Source organism: Kordia sp., assembly GCF_965224175.1.
Lineage (GTDB): Bacteria > Bacteroidota > Bacteroidia > Flavobacteriales > Flavobacteriaceae > Kordia.
Genome location: NZ_OZ245041.1, coordinates 2,432,436 through 2,455,059, shown reverse-complemented (window position 1 = coordinate 2,455,059; position 22,624 = coordinate 2,432,436). Strand labels below are relative to the sequence as shown.

General features: G+C 31.6%; 9 protein-coding genes. All 9 read left to right on the top strand.

The features are described from left to right. Nucleotides 1-28: 28 nt before the first annotated feature. Nucleotides 29-7,909, top strand: a complete 7,881-nt coding sequence (locus ACOQOS_RS10740; protein WP_420574967.1) for an amino acid adenylation domain-containing protein — start codon at nt 29-31, stop codon at nt 7,907-7,909. 3 nt (nt 7,910-7,912) lie between these two features. Continuing rightward, nucleotides 7,913-9,169 carry a condensation domain-containing protein gene (locus tag ACOQOS_RS10735; protein WP_420574966.1) on the top strand — a complete coding sequence of 419 codons (1,257 nt, stop codon included), beginning with the start codon at nt 7,913-7,915 and terminating at the stop codon, nt 9,167-9,169. Between the two features lie 283 nt (nt 9,170-9,452). Continuing rightward, nucleotides 9,453-11,753 (top strand): TonB-dependent receptor domain-containing protein, encoded by a 2,301-nt coding sequence (locus tag ACOQOS_RS10730; protein WP_420574965.1) that lies wholly within the window; start codon nt 9,453-9,455, stop codon nt 11,751-11,753. Beyond that, nucleotides 11,728-12,486, top strand: coding sequence for a thioesterase II family protein (locus ACOQOS_RS10725; RefSeq protein ID WP_420574964.1), 759 nt, complete (start codon nt 11,728-11,730; stop codon nt 12,484-12,486). The genes ACOQOS_RS10730 and ACOQOS_RS10725 overlap by 26 nt, the downstream gene beginning before the upstream one ends. A 119-nt stretch (nt 12,487-12,605) precedes the next feature. Next, entirely contained in the window at nt 12,606-14,243 is a 1,638-nt protein-coding gene (locus ACOQOS_RS10720) for a cyclic peptide export ABC transporter (protein ID WP_420574963.1), read from the top strand. 173 nt (nt 14,244-14,416) lie between these two features. Continuing rightward, nucleotides 14,417-14,587: a hypothetical protein gene (locus ACOQOS_RS10715; protein ID WP_420574962.1), complete on the top strand. Its 171-nt coding sequence runs from the start codon at nt 14,417-14,419 to the stop codon at nt 14,585-14,587. Between the two features lie 218 nt (nt 14,588-14,805). After that, nucleotides 14,806-19,242, top strand: a complete 4,437-nt coding sequence (locus ACOQOS_RS10710) for an amino acid adenylation domain-containing protein (RefSeq protein WP_420574961.1) — start codon at nt 14,806-14,808, stop codon at nt 19,240-19,242. Between the two features lie 27 nt (nt 19,243-19,269). After that, nucleotides 19,270-21,225: an alpha/beta fold hydrolase gene (locus ACOQOS_RS10705; RefSeq protein ID WP_420574960.1), complete on the top strand. Its 1,956-nt coding sequence runs from the start codon at nt 19,270-19,272 to the stop codon at nt 21,223-21,225. A 13-nt stretch (nt 21,226-21,238) separates the two neighbouring features. Continuing rightward, nucleotides 21,239-22,597 (top strand): hypothetical protein, encoded by a 1,359-nt coding sequence (locus ACOQOS_RS10700; RefSeq protein ID WP_420574959.1) that lies wholly within the window; start codon nt 21,239-21,241, stop codon nt 22,595-22,597. The last annotated feature ends 27 nt before the right edge of the window (nt 22,598-22,624 follow it).

The following is a 22,624-nucleotide window of genomic DNA, read 5'->3' as shown; positions in this document are numbered from 1 at the left end:
TTATTCGCAAACCATTTTAGTAATTATCATGATAAAAAATGTTAAAGACTTATTATCACTATTAAGAGAACACGATATAAAGCTTTCTCTTAAAGATGAAAATTTAGAAGTAAAATCATATACTAAAAAAATACCTTCTGACTTAATTCAAGAAATTAAATCTAATAAAGAAGGTTTAATTACTTATCTAAAAGGAAAAGAAAACACTAATCAAAATACAATTCCTCTAGCGAAAACTGCTGCAAATTATCCGCTTTCAGCGCCACAGAAACGTCTGTGGATTATAAGTCAATATGAAGAAATGGCTAGTGCGTATAATATATTTGACTATAAAATTCTAGAAAAAGGTAGTAGCATTCAGAGCTTTATAAAAGCGGTTGAAGCTGTTATTGATAGACATGAAATATTAAGATCAGTTTTTAAACAAGATGAAACAGGAGAAGTAAAACAATGGATATTGGATAGAAAAGAAATTGATTTTCAAATCAAGACAATTGATTTATCTGATGCAGAAAACCCTATGCAACGTCTTCAAAGTTTTACAGACAATGATGTTCAGCAATCTTTTAACCTAGAAAATGGACCATTGCTGCGTGTTCATTTCTTAAAAATTGCAACAGATACATATGCGTTTCATTATTGTATGCACCATATTATATGTGATGGATGGTCAAAAAATGTATTAACTTCAGATGTTTTAGCATATTATAATTCCTTCGAAAATAAACAAGCAGTCGCTCTACCAGAACTCAGGATTCAATACAAAGATTATGCTACATGGAATCATAATAACTTAATAACAAAAAAATACGAAAGTCATAAACAATACTGGCTTGAAAAATTATCGGGAGAAATTCCTGTACTCGATTTACCAAGTCAAAAACAGCGACCAAAAATAATGACAACTTCAGGGAAAAAGCTAAGAAGTTTTATTCCTTTAGAAGTAGTTGATAATCTAAAAACATTCTGTTCACAACAAGAAGGAAGTTTATTTACAGGAATACTCTCTGTTTGGAAACTTTTATTATATAGATATACATCTCAGGAAAACTTAATCATCGGAACCGCTTTACTTGATAGAGCAGATGATGAACTCAAAAATCAAATAGGATTTTATGTAAATACATTAGTATTGAAAAATAAAATTGATCCTACAGAAAATTTTAATACGCTCTATCAAAAAATTAAGCAATCATTATTAGTAGATTTTGATCATCAAGAATATCCTTTTGACGAGCTATTAGGAGAATTAAATGTCTCAAGAGATGTTGGGAGAAATGCATTGTTTGATGTACTTCTTACCATGCAAAACATATCCAAAGAAGAACAAGTAGTTAGCACAAATGAAATAATCAATATGGGTGCTACAAGAGCTCGTTTTGATATTGAAGTAAACATAGTAGAATCTCAAAGTGGACTTACTATTGATCTTATTTATAATGAAGATGTGTATGAACAAGCATTGATAATTCAATTCATGGAGCATTTTGAGGTATTGATGAAAAATGTACTGAAAAATCCAGTAATCAGTGTAGCTGAAATTTCAATGCTAGCTACCAATGAAGAAAAAACAATCACAGAAACATTTCAAGGAAATACGAAAGTATTTGAAGAAAATATAGCGTTCATTAATACATTTCAAAAAATTGTTGAAACGCAACCCAAAAAAGTAGTAGCAATTTTTGAAGGTGAATCATTGACCTACGAAGAATTACATCAAAAGTCCAATCAATTAGCTAATAACTTACTGTCATTAGGATTAGGTAAAGGTTCATTAATTCCTTTGTGTATTGAACGTTCATTTGAAATGCTGATTGGAGTTTTAGGAATCCTAAAAACGGGAGCTGCTTATGTCCCAATAGGAACCGATTACCCAACAGAAAGAATTGATTTTATTCTACAAGAAATAGAAGCAAAATTCATCCTAACAACAGCTGAGGTTTCCAAAAATTTAACTATAAATAAAGATATAATTTCTTTAGACTTAAAAGCAGCAGAGTCATACGCGACATCATCAGAAAATTTAGCTGTTACTTTGAATGAAAATGATGTAGCGTATGTAATTTACACTTCTGGTACTACAGGAAAACCTAAAGGAGTACTAAATGCATATGCAGGTTTAATGAACCGTTTGTATTGGATGAGAGATCAGCTAAATGTAGATGAAAATTCAATATTAATCCAAAAAACACCATACACGTTTGATGTATCTGTTTGGGAATTATTATTACCACTGATAACGGGAAGTACTTTAGTATTTTCAAAACCAGCAGGACACAAAGATCCATTTTACTTACAAGAACTTATCATCAAAGAAAAAGTTTCGATAATACATTTTGTACCATCAATGTTGGCGGCTTTTTTAGAAAGTTTTTCTGAAGATAATTTATCAAACTTACAGCATGTAGTATGCAGTGGAGAAGCGCTCATGCCAAATACGGTGTCAAGATTTAAAGAAAAACTACCTTCAGTAAATATTCACAATTACTATGGACCTACAGAAGCGGCTATTGATGTCACAGCTATTAACTTAACTAATATTGATACAACACAGCAAGTTAGTATTGGATATCCTGTTCCTAACACAAGAATTTATATTGTAAACAGCTACATGCAAATACAACCTATTGGAGTTGCAGGAGAATTACTTATTGGCGGAATACAAGTGGCTAAAAGGTATTTGAATAGAGAAGAATTGACAAAAGAAAAATTCATTCAAAGTCCATTTGACATAAAAGAAAAACTATATAGAACAGGAGATTTAGCTTCATGGAATTCTGATGGAAGTATAAAATATCACGGTAGAATAGATAATCAGGTGAAAATTCGAGGATATCGTATAGAATTAGGAGAAATAGAACAACTTTTAACTGCACAAGAAGAAATCTTAAATGCAGTGGTAATTGCAAATAAAACAGATGATTCTCAGACATTAATTGCTTACATCGTTTCAGAAAAAGAAATAGATCGCGCTGACATCAAAAGCAAACTGTTACAAAAGTTACCAGCATATATGATGCCTTCTATATATGTACAATTAAAAGAAATTCCTTTAAATACAAATGGAAAGTTAGACAAAAAGAAGCTGCCTATTCCAAGTGAACAAGCTGAAATACAAGAAGAGTATATCGCTCCAACGACGACAGAAGAAAAAAATCTAGCAGAAGTATTACAGGTAGTCCTAAAGCACGAAAAAATTGGGAGGAGAAGCAACTTCTATAACATGGGCGGTGATTCTATCAAGTCAATTTTAGTGGTTTCTAAACTAAAGCAAAAAGGCTATAAACTAAAGGTAGATGATATTTTACGCAATCCTGTATTAGAAGATTTGGCAAAATTGATGCATACTAATACACATGTAGTCGATCAAAAAGAAGTTACAGGAAACGTAGCGCTTACACCAACACAACATTACTTCTTCGAAACTAGCACTATAAAAAATATACAGCATTTCAATCAGTCTGTCATATTGAGAAGTGATCAACGTATTGATTTAGATGTGCTTAAGAAATCGTTAAAAATTTTAATAGCTCATCATGATGCCTTAAGAATGCGTTTTACATTTACAGATGGAACATGGCAGCAATACAATCAAGACAATACAGCAGAACATTTTACAATTAATTCTTACGATTTACAAGAAGTAGAAAATCCATTAAAAGACATTGAAATTATTGGAAACGTATTACAATCAAGTTTTGATATTGAAGCAACGCCATTAGTGAATGTAGCACACTTTACTTTAAAAGATAGTGATAGAGTTGCATTCATCATTCATCATTTGGTTGTTGATGGTGTTTCTTGGCGTATTTTCTTGGAAGATTTTACAAATGTATATCAGCAAATACTGAATCAAAAAACTATTGAAATTCCTGAAAAAACGAATGCTTTTCAAGATTGGGCTGCATCACTAAAAACATATGCAAAAAGTGATAAAAGCGAATCAGAAAGAAACTATTGGGAAGAAGTACAAAATCAATTTATAGTTCCTATTCCTAAAGAAATAGTTGCTGAAGAAGCTGTTGATTATAAAACTTATGAAACTCAGTTTACATTAAATAAACAACTTACAACAGTATTACAGACTAAATTTCATGGCATATACAAAACCAATAACAACGATATATTGCTAACAGCGCTCGGCTTAGCAGTGCGAGATATATATGGTTTGGAAACATGTGTGTTAGAAATGGAAGGGCACGGAAGAGAAGAGATCATTGAAAATATGGATATAAGCCGTACTATTGGTTGGTTTACATCAATGTATCCGTTTGTTTTAAATGTTTCAAATACAAAAACTTCAAGAGAAGCACTTGTGCAAGTAAAAGAAGACCTAAGAAAACTTCCTAATAAAGGAATGGGTTATGGTATTTTAAAATATTTAAATGAAGACTTTCAACTAGAATTAGAACCTTCAATAGTATTTAATTTCTTGGGTGATTTTGGGGAAAATGCTGGAGACGATCAACAAAAATCAATCTTTAACTATGCAGGAGAAAGTATAGGGAGCAATATTGCTGCTGAAAATGAAGAAACATATTTGCTAGAAGTTTCAGGAATGATTGTGGAAGGCAAATTACAAATGGCGATCAAATTCTCAGAAGTGCACTATGATAAAGACACCATCATAGCACTCAAAGAAGCTTATGAACAACATTTAGTTACACTCATAGAAGACATTGGTAAGGAAACCAAAAACTACCTTACTCCATCAGATGTTATTTATAAAGGTTTAATTTATAAAACATTAGAAAAGCTTAACGCAGATGGAAATGTAGAAGATATATATCAACTCTCTCCAATGCAGGAAAGTATCTATTTTCAAAGTATTGCCGAGAAAAATATGCAAACCTATTTTGAGCAAGCAACCTATAGAATGCATGTTGTAGATTTAGACATAGAACTTATTCAAAATGCGTATGAAAAATTAATAGCAAGACACGCTATACTAAGAACCAAGTTTATAACAGTAAACGACACGCCATTACAAATTGTATGTAAAGATGTGCCTGCAAAATTCACCTATGAAGAAATAAAAGATAATACTTCACAGAAAGCAGTACAAAAAAAACTAGAAGCAATCAATAAACGAATTTTTGAGAAAAACTTCCAGTTGGGAGATCCTTCACAAATGAGTTTATATGTAATAAAAACTTCAAAAGCAACCTATGAGTTCATATGGAACTATCACCATATTCTTATGGATGGTTGGTGTATGAATATTTTACTCAATGACTTTATTGAAATATTAAAAGCTAGTAGTAGTGAAAGTGAAATAGCTTTAGATACTCCTGTACCATTTTCTGATTACATTCAGTGGTTGAATAAAATAGATAAACAAGAAATGGTTCAATATTGGGAAAACTACTTACAAGGAGTTGATCAAGTAGCAGAAGTACCATATAAGCTTGCTAAAAAAAATGAAAAAGACTTTGAAGAAAAGAAAATTGAATTTGAAATACGAGAAGATAAATTAAAAAAATTACATCAATTCTGTAGTAAACTAAACATTACAACCAATACATTTTTTCAAGGAGCTTGGGGAATATTATTAGCAAAATGTTGCAATACTAATGATGTTACTTTTGGTTCAGTAGTTTCTGGTCGTTCGGAGGAAGTTGCAAGAGTTGATGAAATTATAGGATTATTCAGCAATACGATTCCTGTAAGAGTAAACTTTGATAAAGAAGAAAAAGTTGAGAAATATCTAAAATCACTAAATGAAAAATACATAGCAGGAAAAAATCATCACTACCTAAGTCTTGCGGAAATTCAGTCAAAAAGTGAATTAGGGAATAATCTTATAAATCACTTACTAGTTTTTCAAAATTTCTATGCGGAAGAAGTAGATGCAATACCAGAAGTGGAAGTGGAAACGCAAGAAAGTGCTAATGGTATTCATGTGGAAATGATATCAGAAAAAGATCAACCAAAGTTTGATTTTGATATCAAAGTATTTCCAAAAGATACATCAATTCGTGTAGCTTTCAGGTACAATGAATTGGCATATGATACCGATGGAATTGAAAGTTTATTAGTTCGTTTTGAGGAGTTTATTGATACATTAATGAATGCATCTGGCAAAAGTATAAAAGAATTGAAAATTATATCTGATGCTGAGGAACATCAAATTTTTCACACTTTTAATAAGCCATCAAAAACGCTAACTAATAGTGCTACAATTGTTGATATGTTTTCTGATCAGGTAAACAAAACACCACATCAAGAAGCTTTAGTATTTGAAGACAAAACATATACATATCAAGAATTAGACACACTGACCAATCAACTGGCAAACTATCTTAAAGAAAAAGAAGTCATTACAGGTGAAAAAGTAGGTATTTATCTAGGAAGATCAGATTGGATGATGATTTCTATCTTAGGAATATTGAAAGCTGGAGCTGCATATGTCCCTATAAATACAGAATTAGGAGAAGACAGTAAGATACACATCGTAGAAGATGCCGCAATAAAAACAATCGTGTCCATCTCTGAAAATATATTCGATCTAGAATTCTTTACAGGAACGCCATTATTAATAGACATAGATTTTGAAGCGAATGAATATGATTCCAAACTAATAAAAGTAAAAGATGCATCAAAAAATGATGCTTACATTATCTATACTTCAGGATCTACAGGAAAACCAAAAGGAGTACTCATTGGACATGGAAGTTTGGCATCATCTACCCGAGTAAGAAATCAATATTATGAAAAAGTAAAGTCATATTTATTAATACCATCATTCTCTTTCGATTCTTCTATCGCAATAATTTGGCAAGCACTAACAACAGGAGCTGCTTTACATGTTGTGAGTGAAACAACCGTAAAAAATGCAGAAAAACTTAGTGCTTTAATTCATCAGTATCAAATAGAATCTTTGCTATGTGTTCCTTCATTATATAATGTATTACTAACAATTGGATCGCAAAGAATCACATCTTTAAAAAGAATAGTCGTTGCTGGAGAAAAACTAACAGAGAAACTAGTTGAAAAACATTTTGAAGTACTCAATACTTGTAAGTTATACAACGAATATGGACCTACAGAAAATACAGTTTGGGCATCTGTTGCAGAAGTAAAAGCCGAAAAATTAAATACAGATATCGGAACATCTATCGATAGATCTCAAATATATATTGTAGATAATGACTTTAATTTAATGCCTTTAGGCGTTGCTGGAGAACTAGTGATAGGAGGAAGTCATTTAGCAAAGAAATATATCAACAATGAAGATTTGACAGCACAAAAATTTGTTCAAAATCCATTCAATACCAAAGAAAGATTATATCGTACAGGCGATTACGGTAAAATGAACGTTGATGGCACTATTGAGTTTTTAGGAAGAAATGATGAGCAAGTAAAAATTAGAGGATATAGAGTTGAACTTGGAGAAGTAGAAACTGCTTTAGCTGCCAAAAAAGAGATTACGCAAACGGTTGTACTTACTAGAAAAATTAATGATGAATTAGTATTAATTGCTTTTCTAGTTTCGGATAATGTACTCCAGCTTACCGAACTTAGAAACTATCTTAAAGGAAAAATTCCTAACTATATGATTCCTTCGTACTTTGTACAATTAGACACAATTCCACTCACATATAATGGAAAAATAGATCGAAAAGCACTATTAGAAATGGACGAAAAAAGCCTTTCTAATATTACAGATTTTGAACCAGCAGAAACAGAAGAAGAAAAAATATTAGTCAATATTCTATTAGAGATTATCAATATAGAAAGCATAGGGATGAATGATGATTTCTTTGCTATCGGAGGTAACTCATTACATATTATGATGTTGGTGTCCAGACTCGAAAAAGAAGGCTTTCACTTGGAAGTTGCAGATGCTATTGAAGAACCTCGAATAGGAAATATAGCAGCTAATATTTCAAAAATAATAACTGAATAACTCATGATGACTACGAAGACAATTACTCAGCTATCGCTGAATCAAGAATATTTTCTAAAAGAACCAAATTCAGTAGGAATCATGGGACCTTTTGCATTAGGAATTATTCCCAAAGAAGAATTGCCAATTTTAATACGTAGTTTTTTAAAAACAGTACCTGTATTATGTGTTGAAATTTTTAAAGAAGGAGATACATATGTCCAAAAAGAAATTGATCCTGAACAAGTCAAATTTGAATTGGAATGCAAAACTATTTCTAAAAATCAAGGCTTTAAAACTATAGAAAATATAGTGCTAAATTTTCTAAGTAACACTTATAACTTTGATGGAGGAGAATTAATCAGAGTAATAGCAGTAACAAACGAAGAAAGAGGAGATACATCTATCGTAATTGGAATTCATCATATTCTTACAGATATGTATACCAATATGATATTAGAAGAAAATTTATATACGTTTTTTCAACAAAAACCAATGCAACAAATTAAGTTGACTAATTGCGATTATCAAGAGTGGCAACAACAGTTTTTAACTTCTGAAAAAGCATTAAAATCAATAGATTTTTGGAAAAAAAATATCAATACAACGAATTGTGAAGGACAACCGTTCAAAAAAAATCTAAATAGTAATGATAGAAATTATATATATGATACTTTCAAACTACAAATTTCTCATGAAAAACTAAATGAGTTTCATAGCATATTAACAAGTTTACGAATACCTATTTCAGCTTTTTTTCTAGCGATGCATCAAGAATTAATACAATTGATATTTGGTGAAGTCAAAGGATTGCAGTTAATAAGAGTAAGTGGAAGAGAACAAACCATGGCAGATTTTGATATACAAAATGTTCATGGCATGGTGAGTAATACAATTCCTCTTGTTCTACAACCGTTACAAGACAATTTTAAGTCAAATGCAATAAAGATTTTTTCAGAATATTGTCGTGCTAGGCAACATCAAATCATTCCTTATGTACTTATAGAAAAAGAAATAAGGGAATCCCATAACATGATTATTGATGACTGTAGCTTCGGAGTCTATAATTTTAAGAGTTTTGAACAATCGTTTGAAACTATGACTGGGATGAGTGAAACACGTGAAGATAAAATCTTCCATTATAACGACCTATGCAACTTTGAAGTAAATGCATACAATAATGTTATCAATATTACAGTTTCCCTAACAAAATCAATGTCAAAACGATTGCCTGAAAGTTTCAATTTGTTTGACTTTATGCTAGAAAAAATAGACAATTAGTGAGCGAATAAGCATAAAAAGCTCATTTTATAAAATAAAGTTTTAAACACTTATGTAATTACGTTTTTACCTTACCAATAGTAAGTGAAAATAAATTAATAAGCATTCGTTTTTTCTACCTTTATAGTAAATAAAAACAGCCAAACATAATAAAATTAACATTAATTAAATAACAGTATACATCATACTACAAATTACCATGACAAAAAAAGTTTTATTTCAATTTATACTCTTTTTAGTACCATTATTAACTTTCTCACAAGTAAAAATAACCGGGAAAATAATGAATAATTCTAAGCCAGTACCTTTTGCTAATGTAGTTTTAACTGATAGTGCAAATAATATTGTAACTGGAAGTATTACTGAAGATGACGGAACCTTTTCAATTTCAGCACCAGCAGGACAATATAAAGTCACTGTAAGTTTTTTAGGATATGAAGATTGGACAAAACAAATTGACGCAACAAGCGACCTTAATTTAGGAGAAATAGTTATACAAGATGCATCAACCACATTAGAAGGCGTGGAAATAGTTGCAAAAAAACCACTAATACAACGCAAAACAGATCGCTTAATATTTAATGTAGATCAAAGTATATCTGCTCAAGGAGGTGACGCAGTAGATGCACTTCGTTTGGCACCAGGAGTTACAGTTCAAGATGGAGCAATTGCCATACTTGGAAAAAGCGGAATGCGTATTATGATAGATGGTAGAATATTAAATCTATCAGGAGAAGAAATGACAAACTTCTTGAATTCAATTCAGGCAAATGATATAAAATCCATCGAGATTATTACAACACCACCAGCAAAATATGAAGCGCAAGGAAATGGAGGACTGATAAATATTATTCTAAAAAAAGCAAAAGAAAATTCTTGGAACAATACCATATCGGCAAATACCAAAATAATTCGCGTACCATTGTACTCTATAGGAAACAACTTTAAATATAGAAAAGGAGGCGTAAATATTTTAGCCACTGGAAATGTTCGGTTTGGAGACCAACGCTATCTACAAGAGGCAGAAACATTTTATTCGCAAAAGAATTGGGATTTTCGATCACGTCAAGATAGAGATATAGAAGATTATTCTGGTCGTTTTATTTTAGATTATAATCTTTCAGACAATTCAACTATAGGATTTCAAATTGCTGGAAATAAAAATTCTGCATTATGGGATGATACTTCAAATGTAGTGATTAGAGATAACGCAACGACAAACATAGATTCCATCATCAATTCTGTAGGAACAAGAAATTTAAAAACAGAAAATATATCTGCCAACGCACATTATAATGTAAAACTAGATACAATAGGAAGAAAAATATCTGTTGATTTAGATTATTTCAACTACGATGCAGATGATACAAGAGGGAATTTTGCGGATGCATTTCAAGCAGATGGAACATTAATAGGTCCTAATTATTCAGGTATAAACGTTACTGGACGTGAAATTGATAACTATAGTTTAAGTTTTGATGTAGAACATCCTCTAAAAAAAATAAATCTGTCATACGGATTTAGAGTAAGTTATATTGATAGTAGATACGATGTAAATAATGTAAATGACCTAGAAAACATCAATGAATTTGACCGTTTTACGTATTTAGAACGAAATCAAGCAGTTTATTTAAATGCAGTAAAACAACTTAGTGAAAAATGGTCTGTGCAAATGGGACTGCGTTTGGAAAATACAGATACACAAGGAACAACACAAATACTAAATATTACAACAGATATTGACTATTTAAAACTTTTTCCATCTCTTTACTTATCCTATGTTCCCAATGATAATCATTCATTCTCTCTAAATTATGGAAGACGTATAAATAGACCTTATTTTGCTCAGTTGAACCCAACTAGATTTTTTGTAAATCAAAATACATTTAGTGTAGGAAATCCATTTTTACAACCTTCATTCAATAATAATTTTGAATTTACTCACTTATATAAAGGGAAACTATCAACTACAATATTTTATGAAATAGAAACAGATGGAGTTGGTACCGTTGTACTAGCAGATGACACCACATTTGATCAAGAAATAAGACCTTACAACTACTTTAGATTAACTAGATTCGGTTTGTCAGAATCTTATAGTTTTAGACCAAAACCTTGGTGGAGTAGTCAAAATTTCCTTTACCTAGTAAATTACGATTCGAAAATAACAAACAATAATTTTGATGCTCCTGTAGGAAGTAATTTTAGTTACTATTTATCTACAAATAATAGCTTTACACTAGATGAAGATAACACAAAAAGTATTCAGGTAGATTATTGGTATTCAGCACCATTTACAACAAATCAGACAGAGAATGAGGCAAACCAATCGTTAAATCTTGGATACAGAATGTCAATGTTTAAAAAGAAAGTTCAATTTGGAGTTAACTTATTAGATGTCTTCAATAGTAGTCCTAGAAAAAGTATAAGCACTGTAAATGGAGTAAGATCTACACACTTAGGATACGGACTTTTTAGAGGTAGAGGAATTAGATTTTCACTGAGTTACAATTTTGGAAATAAAAAGATTAATGTAAGACAAAGAAGATCCGGAAACAATGAAGAACAGAGAAGAACAAATTAGACAAAACAAAATGCAAGTTTTTTTATTGCATTTTGCAGGAGGAAATGGATATTCATATGATTTTCTAAAACCATATGTACAGTCTCATATTGAATTTATTCCATTAGAATTACCAGGAAGAGGAAAAAGATTTCGAGAAAACTTTATCAATTCTAAGAAGGAAGCTATCTTAGATTATGTTTCTCAAATACAAACTCGAAGAAACAAAGCTATTCCATATATTATTTTTGGACACAGTATGGGAGCTACATTAGGTTTATCTGTTGCTTTTGAAATGCAAAAACTCAATGATCTACCATTAAAGCTTGTCGTTTCAGGAAACTCTGGACCTGGAGCACCTTCTGTATTAGGAGAAAAAAAGAAAGGGAAACGATACCTAATGGATGATACTGATTTTAAAAATGAACTCAGAGAATTAGGAGGAATACCGGAAGAAGTATTAGTAAATGAAGAGCTATATACATTTTTTGGACCCATTATGCGTTCCGATTTTGAAATACTAGAAAAAGACGATATTCATATAGAATCAAAGATTAAATTATTATGCCCTGTCTATGCAATGATGGGAGCAGAAGAAGATCAAGTAGTAAACATTGAGAATTGGAAACGTTATACAATTGCTCAATTTGACTTCGAAATATTTGAAGGAAATCACTTTTTTATACACGATCACCCTAAACAAGTAATGAGTCAAATAGTAAATGTATCGAAGGAGAAACAACTTCACTATTAAACTTACTATAATACACAAACATATACCAACAAAATTTGATTAGGCTACTATTAACTTAGTAGCCCTAGTCAATTTAAACAGTAATCAATATTAAATAAACGAACCAAAATTGCTGAGTCATGATTAAACTAAAAGCAAAAGACATTGTACTTCTATTATTATATGCTATACCCAACACTATGTTAAGTTTTGGGATTGTATTTATAATAAATAAGGTGCTAGCCGGAAACCAAAACTTTATGAAAGATTATATGATTATTGTTTTCCTAGCAATTGTTTTTTATACCTATTTATTAAACATAATATTTCAAAAAGGACTTAATAAATACGCCTTTAAAATATTATATGAAAACGAAAAAAAATTATTCAATCAAATTTTAAGAGCACCATTGTTAACACTTGAAAAATTTGGTAGTCAACGCTTTTATACGGCAATGGAAGATTTACGCTTATTCGCCAATCTGCCGTATACCGTAACACACACTGTGAGTTCCCTACTCATGTTAATTCTAGGAGTTATTTACATGTTTACAATCTCGGTAAGTGCGGCGGCGATTGTCTTAGTACTAGTCTTGCTCGTTGCGTTGTGTTATTTTGTAGTAATGAATTCTATGTCGTCACAAGTTGCTGAACTAAGAACTCTTAATGAACATTATTACGGTTATGTAAATGATTTAATATCAGGATTCAAAGAACTAAAGCTAAGCCTGTCAAGACGAAAAAATATCTTAGGCGATTATTTAGGACCTAATAGAGACAAATCAGAAGGATTAGATTTCAGAATTAACTATGTCTTCTTATCCATTAATATGATCAGTCAATATGGTTTATATTTTGTGATTGCTGCTGTATTATTCGGGCTACCTGCCATGGGATTACTAGATAGTGAAGAAGTAATTGCGTATGTAGTTGTAATCCTATTCATATCAGGACCTATAAATAACTTAATCAACTTACAGCAAACATATACCCGATTTATGGTGGCAAATACAAGAATCAATACATTCATGAATGATTTTCAAATAGATATCTCTTCTACTGCAATTGATGAACGTAACGATAAAAAATTAGAATCACTAGAGTTTAAAGATGTTTGCTTCTCATACGAAAGCAATGATAAAGAGCAATCATCATTTGCATTAGGTCCAGTAGATCTAAAAATTAATGCTGGGGAAGTAATTTTTATCATTGGAGGAAATGGGTCAGGGAAAAGTACATTTGTAAACATACTTACTGGTTTATACCAACCATCACAAGGAGAAGTCATACTTAATGAAAAAGAGACGATAAGTATAAAAGAAGACTTGCAAGATTCAATGGCTGCAATTTTTACGAACAATCATATCTTCTCAAAAAATTATGATAATTACGAACTCGCAGGGAATGAAAAATACAATGATCTATTAAAAACGATGCAAATGGATGGCGTTATTGTAGATGATAAAGAAGAATCTGCTCGAAGAAGATTCTCCAAAGGACAAAGTAAACGTATGTCCATGATTTTTGCTTTACTAGAGAAAAAACCAATACTTATTCTAGATGAATGGGCTGCGGATCAAGATCCACATTTTAGAAAATTCTTCTATGAGGAACTAATCCCAAAACTAAAAAAAGAAGGCAAAACTATTATTGCAGTAACACATGATGATGCTTATTTTAAAAATGCGGATAGAATCATAAAATTTGATTACGGTAAAATTATAAAAGACGTAGAAATCAAAAAAGAAGAAGATATATCAAATATTATATGGGTATAATAAATAGATAAGAAAAAATAATTTCATAACCAGCAATTATTAATTAACAAGAACATCCTTTTTGAGAAAAAGATTCCAAAACCTATATGTTTACTACTCACAAATACAAAAAAGTAACATTGGATCTTCTTTTTAAGAAATTACGAATATTAACCAAAAACAATCAAAACAAAATGAAAAAAAGTGTAAAAAAATTAGAACTAAAAAAAGAACAAATTGTAGACTTAGTTGGTGGAGCAGCACGAGCTGCGACAGGCGATAAAGTGCTTTGTTCAGGACCAGCATCGAGCCGTATGGCAGATCCAAATGATGTGTATTATACATCAAGAAATACATTCTGTTAAAAATGTACTAGAATCTAATCATACTGCTTAATTACAGTATGATTAGATTCAAATTTTTTCAGCATCAAAAAAATATAAATCTTATTACACGTATGCTATAAGCTACTTCCAAAAGTAAATCTATAAGTATATAAGTTTTTACTGTGTTTTTCCTTAAAAAAATAAAACACAGTATCTACCATTCAAAGAGCATACTCTTACCGAAATTAAAACGACCAATGAAACTGACGCTGCCACAACAAGATGTTTATTTTGAACAGTTACTATATCCAAATGAACCTATCTATAACATAGGAGCAAAAATAGTAATTGAAGGAAACATCATATACGAAATTCTGAATGAAGCATACATCGCGCTCATCAATCAACATGATGCGTATCGAAGTCAAATTAAAGCAAATTATGAACTCGTAGAAATCAAAACGATACCAAATTACAATTCAGCGCTTGCGTACATAGATTTTTCTGAAAAAGAACATCCTGAAAGTACTGCGGAAGCATACATGAAAAATGATTTTCTAGAAGCTTTTCAATTAGAAGAAGACAAAAAACTTCACAAATTTGTTCTCCTAAAAGTAAATGAAAATCGCTTCTACCTGTACTCTAAGTATCATCATATCATTACTGATGGTTGGGGAACTTCCTTAATGTTTCAACGTTTAGTAGCTAACTACAATGAACTCATTCAAAAAGGAAAAATTGAAACAGCATATCCTTTTAAATATACTGATTTTGGTGTAGATGATGAAGCATATGCAACTTCTGAAGCTTACCAAAAAGATGCAGCCTATTGGAAAAATACATTTGAAAATCTACCAGATACATTACTGAAAAAGATAGATAAAAAAGCGACAATCAATAAAAGTAAACGTAAAGAACTTATCTTAAAACGTAGTACGTACAATGAAATTATTGAGATAGCCAAAGCGTGCAAAGTATCTACATTTCACTTCATTCTTGGCGCATTATATCTGTACTTCTCGAAAAGATTTCAGAAAGAATCTATGGTGATTGGCGTTCCTGTATTAAATAGAGGTTCCGCAAAATTTAAAAAGACAGTTGGACTCTTTATGGGCGTTTCGTCTTTAAAAATGAATATTGATGCTGAATGTACTTTCGATGAATTCTTAGGGCAAATACGACAACAATTACGATCAGATTACAGACATCAACGTTTTCCACTAGGAAAATTATTGAACGAACTCGGATTGGCTACACAAAATAGAACTTTGTTTGACATTACACTGTCTTACGAAAAGCAAAACTATTCAGCACATTTTCAAGACACCAAAACTACGGTAATTCCAATGACGCACGAATCTGAACGTGTAGGTTTAGCTTTATACATCAGGGAGTTTGATGCCGAAGAAGATGTAAAAATCGATTTCGATTACAACATCAACTATTTCACAGATACAGAAATAGAAAGCGTAGTGAGGCATTTTGAAAATCTACTAACGCATCTCAGAGAAAATCCAACACAAAAACTAAAAGACTATACATATATATCAAAAGCAGAAGAAGCGCAATTAATCGTTGAATTCAACAATACACAAACTACTTTAAAACCTACGGAAACGGTTATTTCTCAGATTGAAGAAATTACAAAAAAATATACAACAAAAACTGCTGTAAAAGATGCTCATACATCTTATACTTACGAAGAAGTTGAAACGATTTCAAACAATATTGCTTCACACTTAAATCAGCATTTTGTAGATGAAAAAACTCCAGTAGCTTTATTAATGGAACGTTCAGCAGATATGATTCTAATACTACTTGGAATCTTAAAATCGGGAAGAGCATATATTCCATTAGATCCAAACTTTCCGGAAGAGCGTTTACAATACATCATTGAACATAGTCAATTAAAAACAATTATTGGTGATGTAAAAATTTCATTGACGCTTAAAGAAGGTATTGAATTCATAAACGCAAAAACACTGACGACACTTTCAGAAGAAGTAACAATCAATACTAACGTTTCGCAAAAAGATACAGCGTATATCATATATACATCAGGTTCTACTGGAAATCCTAAAGGAGTTGAAATTGGACACGAATCACTGATCAATTTTCTACAAAGCATTCAACAAAAACCAGGAATTTCAGATGCAGATACGCTATACTCAGTAACAACACAATCATTCGACATTTCCATTCTAGAATTCTTTGTACCGTTAATTTCAGGAGCTACCTTATATGTGGCAAACCAGGAAACATTACAAAATCCTAAGCATATCATTGATGAATTATCAAACATTCAACCAACAATCATACAAGCGACACCTAGTTTTTACCAAATGCTATACAATGAAGGTTGGGAAGGAAACAAAAGTTTAAAAGTACTATGTGGTGGCGATTTACTAAGTGAATCTTTAGCAGAAAAACTACTGACAACTACACAATCTTTATGGAATATGTATGGCCCTACAGAAACCACTATTTGGTCTAGCATAAAACACATTGAAAAAGCAGCAGACGCTTCTAACATAGGAAAACCTATTCAAAATACTTCATTCTATATTTTGGATGGTAATACTGGATTATTACCTGTAAATACTGAAGGTAAAATCTACATTGGAGGAAAAGGCTTAGCAAAAGGATACTACAAAGCAGCAACATTAACAGCTCAAAAATTTATACCAAATCCTTTTATTTCGGATGAATACATCTATGAAACTGGAGATATTGGAAAATGGAATACGACAGGTGAAATTGAATTCTTTGGACGAGACGATCAACAGGTGAAAATAAGAGGTTTCCGAATTGAACTCGGCGATATAGAAGCACAATTAAACGCACATGAAACCATCAAAGATGCAGTAGTTGTCGCAAAAAAATCAGAAGATCAAGGAGCTTTTTTGGTAGCATACATTATCCCAAAAGAAGAAACGATTGATCAAACAGAAATTATAACGTATTTAGGAAAAAAATTGCCAGCATATATGATTCCGTATACAATGGTAACTCTAGAAGCATTTCCACTAACGCCTAATAAAAAAGTAAACAGAAAAGAATTGGTGCAAAGAGAAATCGTGAAAACAAACAAAACAGAAACTGTAGTAAAAGCAGAAAATGAAATGCAAAAAAAGTTATACGAATTTTACAAAAAAGCACTGCAAACTAATGAAGATTTCAATATTACAGAAAGCTTCTTTGCGTTAGGCGGACATTCACTAAATGCCGTTCGATTAATTGGATATATCGAAAAAGAATTTAAACATCGTCTATCACTCAAAGATCTATTTGAATATGCAGACATAGCTTCACTATCAGAATATTTAAGCAATAAAAAAGATAAGAAGAGTAGGGAAATCTTTCCAGTAGAAATACAACCTCACTATCCAATTACGTTTCCTCAATACGCAATTTGGTTAGCTTCTTTACAATCTGAAAAATCGGTAGCGTACAACATGTTTGGAGCCTATGTGATTGAAGGAACTTTAGACTTGGAAATCATTACGGAAGCATTCAAAGAAACCATTAATCGTTATGAAATACTGAGAACTAATTTTGTTGAAATTGAAGGGACTGCATATCAAAAAATCACAGCAAATGAAGAAATCTCGTTTCAAATAGAAGAAAAGCATATGTCTGCCGATCAATATGATGAAGCACTTTCAGCATATTCTAATGAAGAATTCGATCTAGCAAATGATATGCTAGTCAGAGTGGCAATTTTTCACGTAGAAGATGGCGACGATATGTTGGTATTTGTTACACATCATGTCATTATGGATGGATGGTCGTTAGAACTAATGATCAAAGAAATCACAGACAGATATCGTGCAACTGTTGAAAAATCAAAACTTAGCTTACCAACACTAGAATATCAGTTTAAAGACTATGTAGCATGGCAAAACAAGCATGAAATTGAAAACGAAGTTTCTAATAGAGATTTCTGGGTAGAATACTTAAAAGAATACCAATGGAAAAGCTTACTTCCATATGACAAAGAAGATGTCGAAGACAAATATACAGGTGCTTTTTATCTTTTTAATTGGGAACGATCTTTCTTAGATGAATTGAATGCTGTTGCGGTACAACACAAAGTAACCTTGCACACATTACTCATGGCATCATTTCATGTATTACTACACAAAATGTATGGAATTGATGATATCTGTTTAGGAACCATCAATTCAGGAAGGACATCTTCAGGATTAAATGATCATATCGGGATGTTTGTAAAGACACTTCCATTGCGAAGCAAAATAGAAGCAGAAGAGAATTTCTTGACAATCATGCAGCAAATGCACCAAAACCTACTTTCAGTAGACGAACATCAAGACATTCCAGAAGACGTATTAAATACGTTGCGTTTTGAAGCAATACTCGTACTTCAAAATCAAACCTTCAACTATGGTCAGGTAGAAGTTACGGAAGACTTAACACTCAAAACGAGCCCAGTAATCGCAAAATACAATCGTTTGCCAATGTTGATGGATTTTGCTTTGAGCAATGATTACTTAAGAGGTTCAATTCTCTATGACACGAGTAAATATCAAAAAGAAACTATGGATTTACTGATTATGAAATACGAAAAATTTCTACAGGAAATCACTCAAAATATGAACCAATCAATACACACAATCGATATTGACTTAGCTTTTGAAAAAGAAGAAGTTATTGATATTGATTTTAACTTTTAATCGGACAACACTCACTATTCAAAAATCATGAAAATTTTAACAAAAAATACATTGCTACTCATTGCTATTTGTTGCTTTAGCTTCTTAAATATAGCAAATGCCCAAGAAGAAATTACTTTTGATGAAATAGAAGATGGTTTCTACACCTCAGAAGTATTAAACGAAGATACTATCAAATGGGGCTATTTAAACGTGCCTGAAAATTGGGATAACCAAAAAGGAAGTATCGTTAGAATTGCGGTTGCAGTACTTAAAAATCTTGAAAACAAGGAAAATGCCCCGGCAATGGTATTCATGCAAGGCGGACCAGGAGCTGGAGCTATACAAAACATTTTCTCATGGACAAATCATCCAGCACGTAAAAATCACGATATCATCTTATTTGATGTACGCGGAACAGGACTTTCTGAACCGCGCCTTTGTCCTCAACTAGGAAAAGAATTATTAGGAATCTTAGCCAAAGATCAATCTGCAGAAAAAGACGAAGAAGAAAAAACCAATGCAGCACTCTCTTGTAAGCAAGAATTGATAAAACATGGCGTAGATGTCGATGCATATCACAGTGGTTCTGTGGCAAAAGATGTAAATGCTTTGCGCAACTATTTAGGATATAAAAAATGGAAAATCTATGCTGTCTCATACGGAACTTACATGGCACAAGTGTATGCAAATATGTTTCCAGAAGATATACAGGCATTAGTGTTAGATTCTTCGGTAGCTGATATCAATACATATTACACAGAAAATACAAGCAATTACATGACGAGTCTTGAAAAGGTATTTACAGCTTGTAAAAATGATCCTGAGTGCAATCAACAATATCCAAATCTAGAAGATACTTACTATGAAGTTATTGCCGATATAGGAAAAAATCCAATTACTGTAGATGTTGATAAAAACTTAGTAAAAGCTGAAAAATTTACATTCAACGCAGAAGATTTCAAAATATCTGTACAACAAGCCTTATACGATAAAAACTTAGTAGAGGTCATTCCGATACTTATCTATCAATTTAAAGAAAGAAATGAAGATGCCTTAGGAAATTTAGTTAGCGCTTTTTCTAGCCTATTAGGAATGGATTATGGTGTGTATTATTGTGTAAGTTGTAATGAAACGTTGCCTAACAATGAAATTGCTGAATTTGAAGCGAATGCTGCCAAATACTCAAAACTACAAGGTGGATTATCTTTCTACAGATCAGATTTTAAAGTATGTGAAAAATGGAATAAAAACATTCCAGATTCCTTACTACTTCATCATGATTTGAGTAATTTAAAAGAAGCTTCTTTTCCTGTAATGGTATTCTCAGGTGAATACGACCCTATAACGCCAGTAACAAATGGAGAAAAAGTAGCACGTAAATTTAAAAATGCAAATGCGATTCCTGCATATACTTTTGGGCACATACCTGGACTTACAAAAATAGGAACTTTGCTCACAGAATCATTCGTGAATAACCCTTCAGTAAATCAACCCAAAGATGCATTTAAAAATGCAACAGCTATGAATCTTGTAAAAGATATCAAGTTAAATGGTGGTGTTGGAAATATGGGAAATAGTTTGAGTGAAATGAACCTCGTATTCTTGGCGCCATTAGTAATTGCAGTAGGTGTTATGCTGGTTTTCATCTTTGTATATCTCTACAGATTGCTCAGAAAGAAATACATAAACACATCAGATAAGTTGCTGAGAATATTAACGGTTATATCATCAATCGTAGGACTTATTTGCTTATTTGGACTTGTGAGTGCATTACTAAACGTATCTGGCTATAACTTTTTTATACTCGCATTTGGACTTCCGCAAAACTACGGGTATCTATTTCAGTTAGCATTCGTCTTTTTAATTTTAGTAGTGATAACAGTGCTTGTATTTGGAATACGAATCAAAACAATAAACGATAGAAGTATTGTATTCTCTGTAATCTTCTCAAATATTCTCATTGTAACTTACATGTTGTATTGGGGAATTTTATCATTTTAAAAATAAGCTTGATATGAAAAATACGATTCTATTTGATAGTTATGAAACTATAGTTAAGGGAAATACGGAAGAAATACCAAGCTTATTAGACACAGATAGTGATTTAGTAAGTCATGTATTTAGAGGATTTAAATATCCTATCTCATCTTGGCCAGTTATTATTAGTAATAGTCTAAAAAAAGACTTAGAAGATGCTTGCATACTCGTTCCAAAACTATTACAAACAATACCAGAACTCTATTTTGATAACGATGTAGAACAAATTTCTGATTTCTATTTTAATGGAGATCAAACGATGGGACAATTTTCCTTAATGTGTAATCAAAAGAGATTAGATGTTAGTTCAAGACTCGATTTGACCTATACAGAAGATGGATTCAAAATATTAGAAGTCAATATGGGATCCTCAATAGGAGGAATGGAGTTTCAGAACTTTGCACCATTAATCAAAGAATTACATCCTACATTATCAGGAACAGAACAACAATTTATTTCTAGAGAAACTCAAAATATATACATAGAATTCTTAATCAACAAAATAGAACAATATGTTTCTAAGGAAGATAAAGAATTAGGTGTTTTTATTGTAAATGGACATCAAGGAGATCATCCTTCGAAGAAATTAGTAGGAGACTTTTTTAACAATTTACTCTTAAAAGAAGTTCAAAAACGAGGAAAAAAAGGAACTACCTATGTAGATACGATAGAAAACTTGCAATTCACAAATGGAGAATTGCAGTATAATAAAAACAAAATTCATGCAGTTTTAATCTTAGACTTTGCACTAAACAATATTACACCAAATATCTTTAGAGCATTGTTGTCTGACAAAGTCTATTTTCCAGATCACTTAGGAACGGTTTTCTTAGGTGATAAACGAAATTTAGCCTTACTACGAGAATTGGCTATACAAGGAAAATTCAGTGACGAAGAAAACCAAAAAGTACTAAAGTACATTCCGTGGACAGCTGTAGTTACAAATAGTGAAGTATCATACAAAGGTGTTTCGTATAACTTAATCACACTACTCAAAAATCAACGTGAAAACTTTGTCATCAAAATTGCAGACGGATTACAAGGACAAAACGTATACATTGGTAAATTCTGTGAACAACAAAAGTGGGAAACTGTCATTGCAGATGTTTCTCGTGGAAATATGTATATAGCACAAGAATTTTCACAATCTATAGACTTATTAGCACCAAATACCGCAAACATTTGGGCACCTCATAAACTAGTTTGGGGAGCATTTGGTTTTGGAGACGTTTACGCAGGAACTTGGGTAAGAATGTCTGCAAATAAAAACGATGGCGGCGTTATAAACTCTGCAAATGGCGCTGTAGAAGCCATTGTATACGAATCACTTTCTTAATCAATAACAGAACAAGTAAAGTTAACC

Excerpts from the sequence above, each read along its gene's own strand:
- ACOQOS_RS10740 (WP_420574967.1), top strand. The coding sequence starts at position 29 with ATGATAAAAAATGTTAAAGACTTATTATCACTATTAAGAGAACACGAT.
- ACOQOS_RS10735 (WP_420574966.1), top strand. The coding sequence starts at position 7,913 with ATGATGACTACGAAGACAATTACTCAGCTATCGCTGAATCAAGAATAT.
- ACOQOS_RS10730 (WP_420574965.1), top strand. The coding sequence starts at position 9,453 with ATGAATAATTCTAAGCCAGTACCTTTTGCTAATGTAGTTTTAACTGAT.
- ACOQOS_RS10725 (WP_420574964.1), top strand. The coding sequence starts at position 11,728 with ATGAAGAACAGAGAAGAACAAATTAGACAAAACAAAATGCAAGTTTTT.
- ACOQOS_RS10720 (WP_420574963.1), top strand. The coding sequence starts at position 12,606 with ATGATTAAACTAAAAGCAAAAGACATTGTACTTCTATTATTATATGCT.
- ACOQOS_RS10715 (WP_420574962.1), top strand. The coding sequence starts at position 14,417 with ATGAAAAAAAGTGTAAAAAAATTAGAACTAAAAAAAGAACAAATTGTA.
- ACOQOS_RS10710 (WP_420574961.1), top strand. The coding sequence starts at position 14,806 with ATGAAACTGACGCTGCCACAACAAGATGTTTATTTTGAACAGTTACTA.
- ACOQOS_RS10705 (WP_420574960.1), top strand. The coding sequence starts at position 19,270 with ATGAAAATTTTAACAAAAAATACATTGCTACTCATTGCTATTTGTTGC.
- ACOQOS_RS10700 (WP_420574959.1), top strand. The coding sequence starts at position 21,239 with ATGAAAAATACGATTCTATTTGATAGTTATGAAACTATAGTTAAGGGA.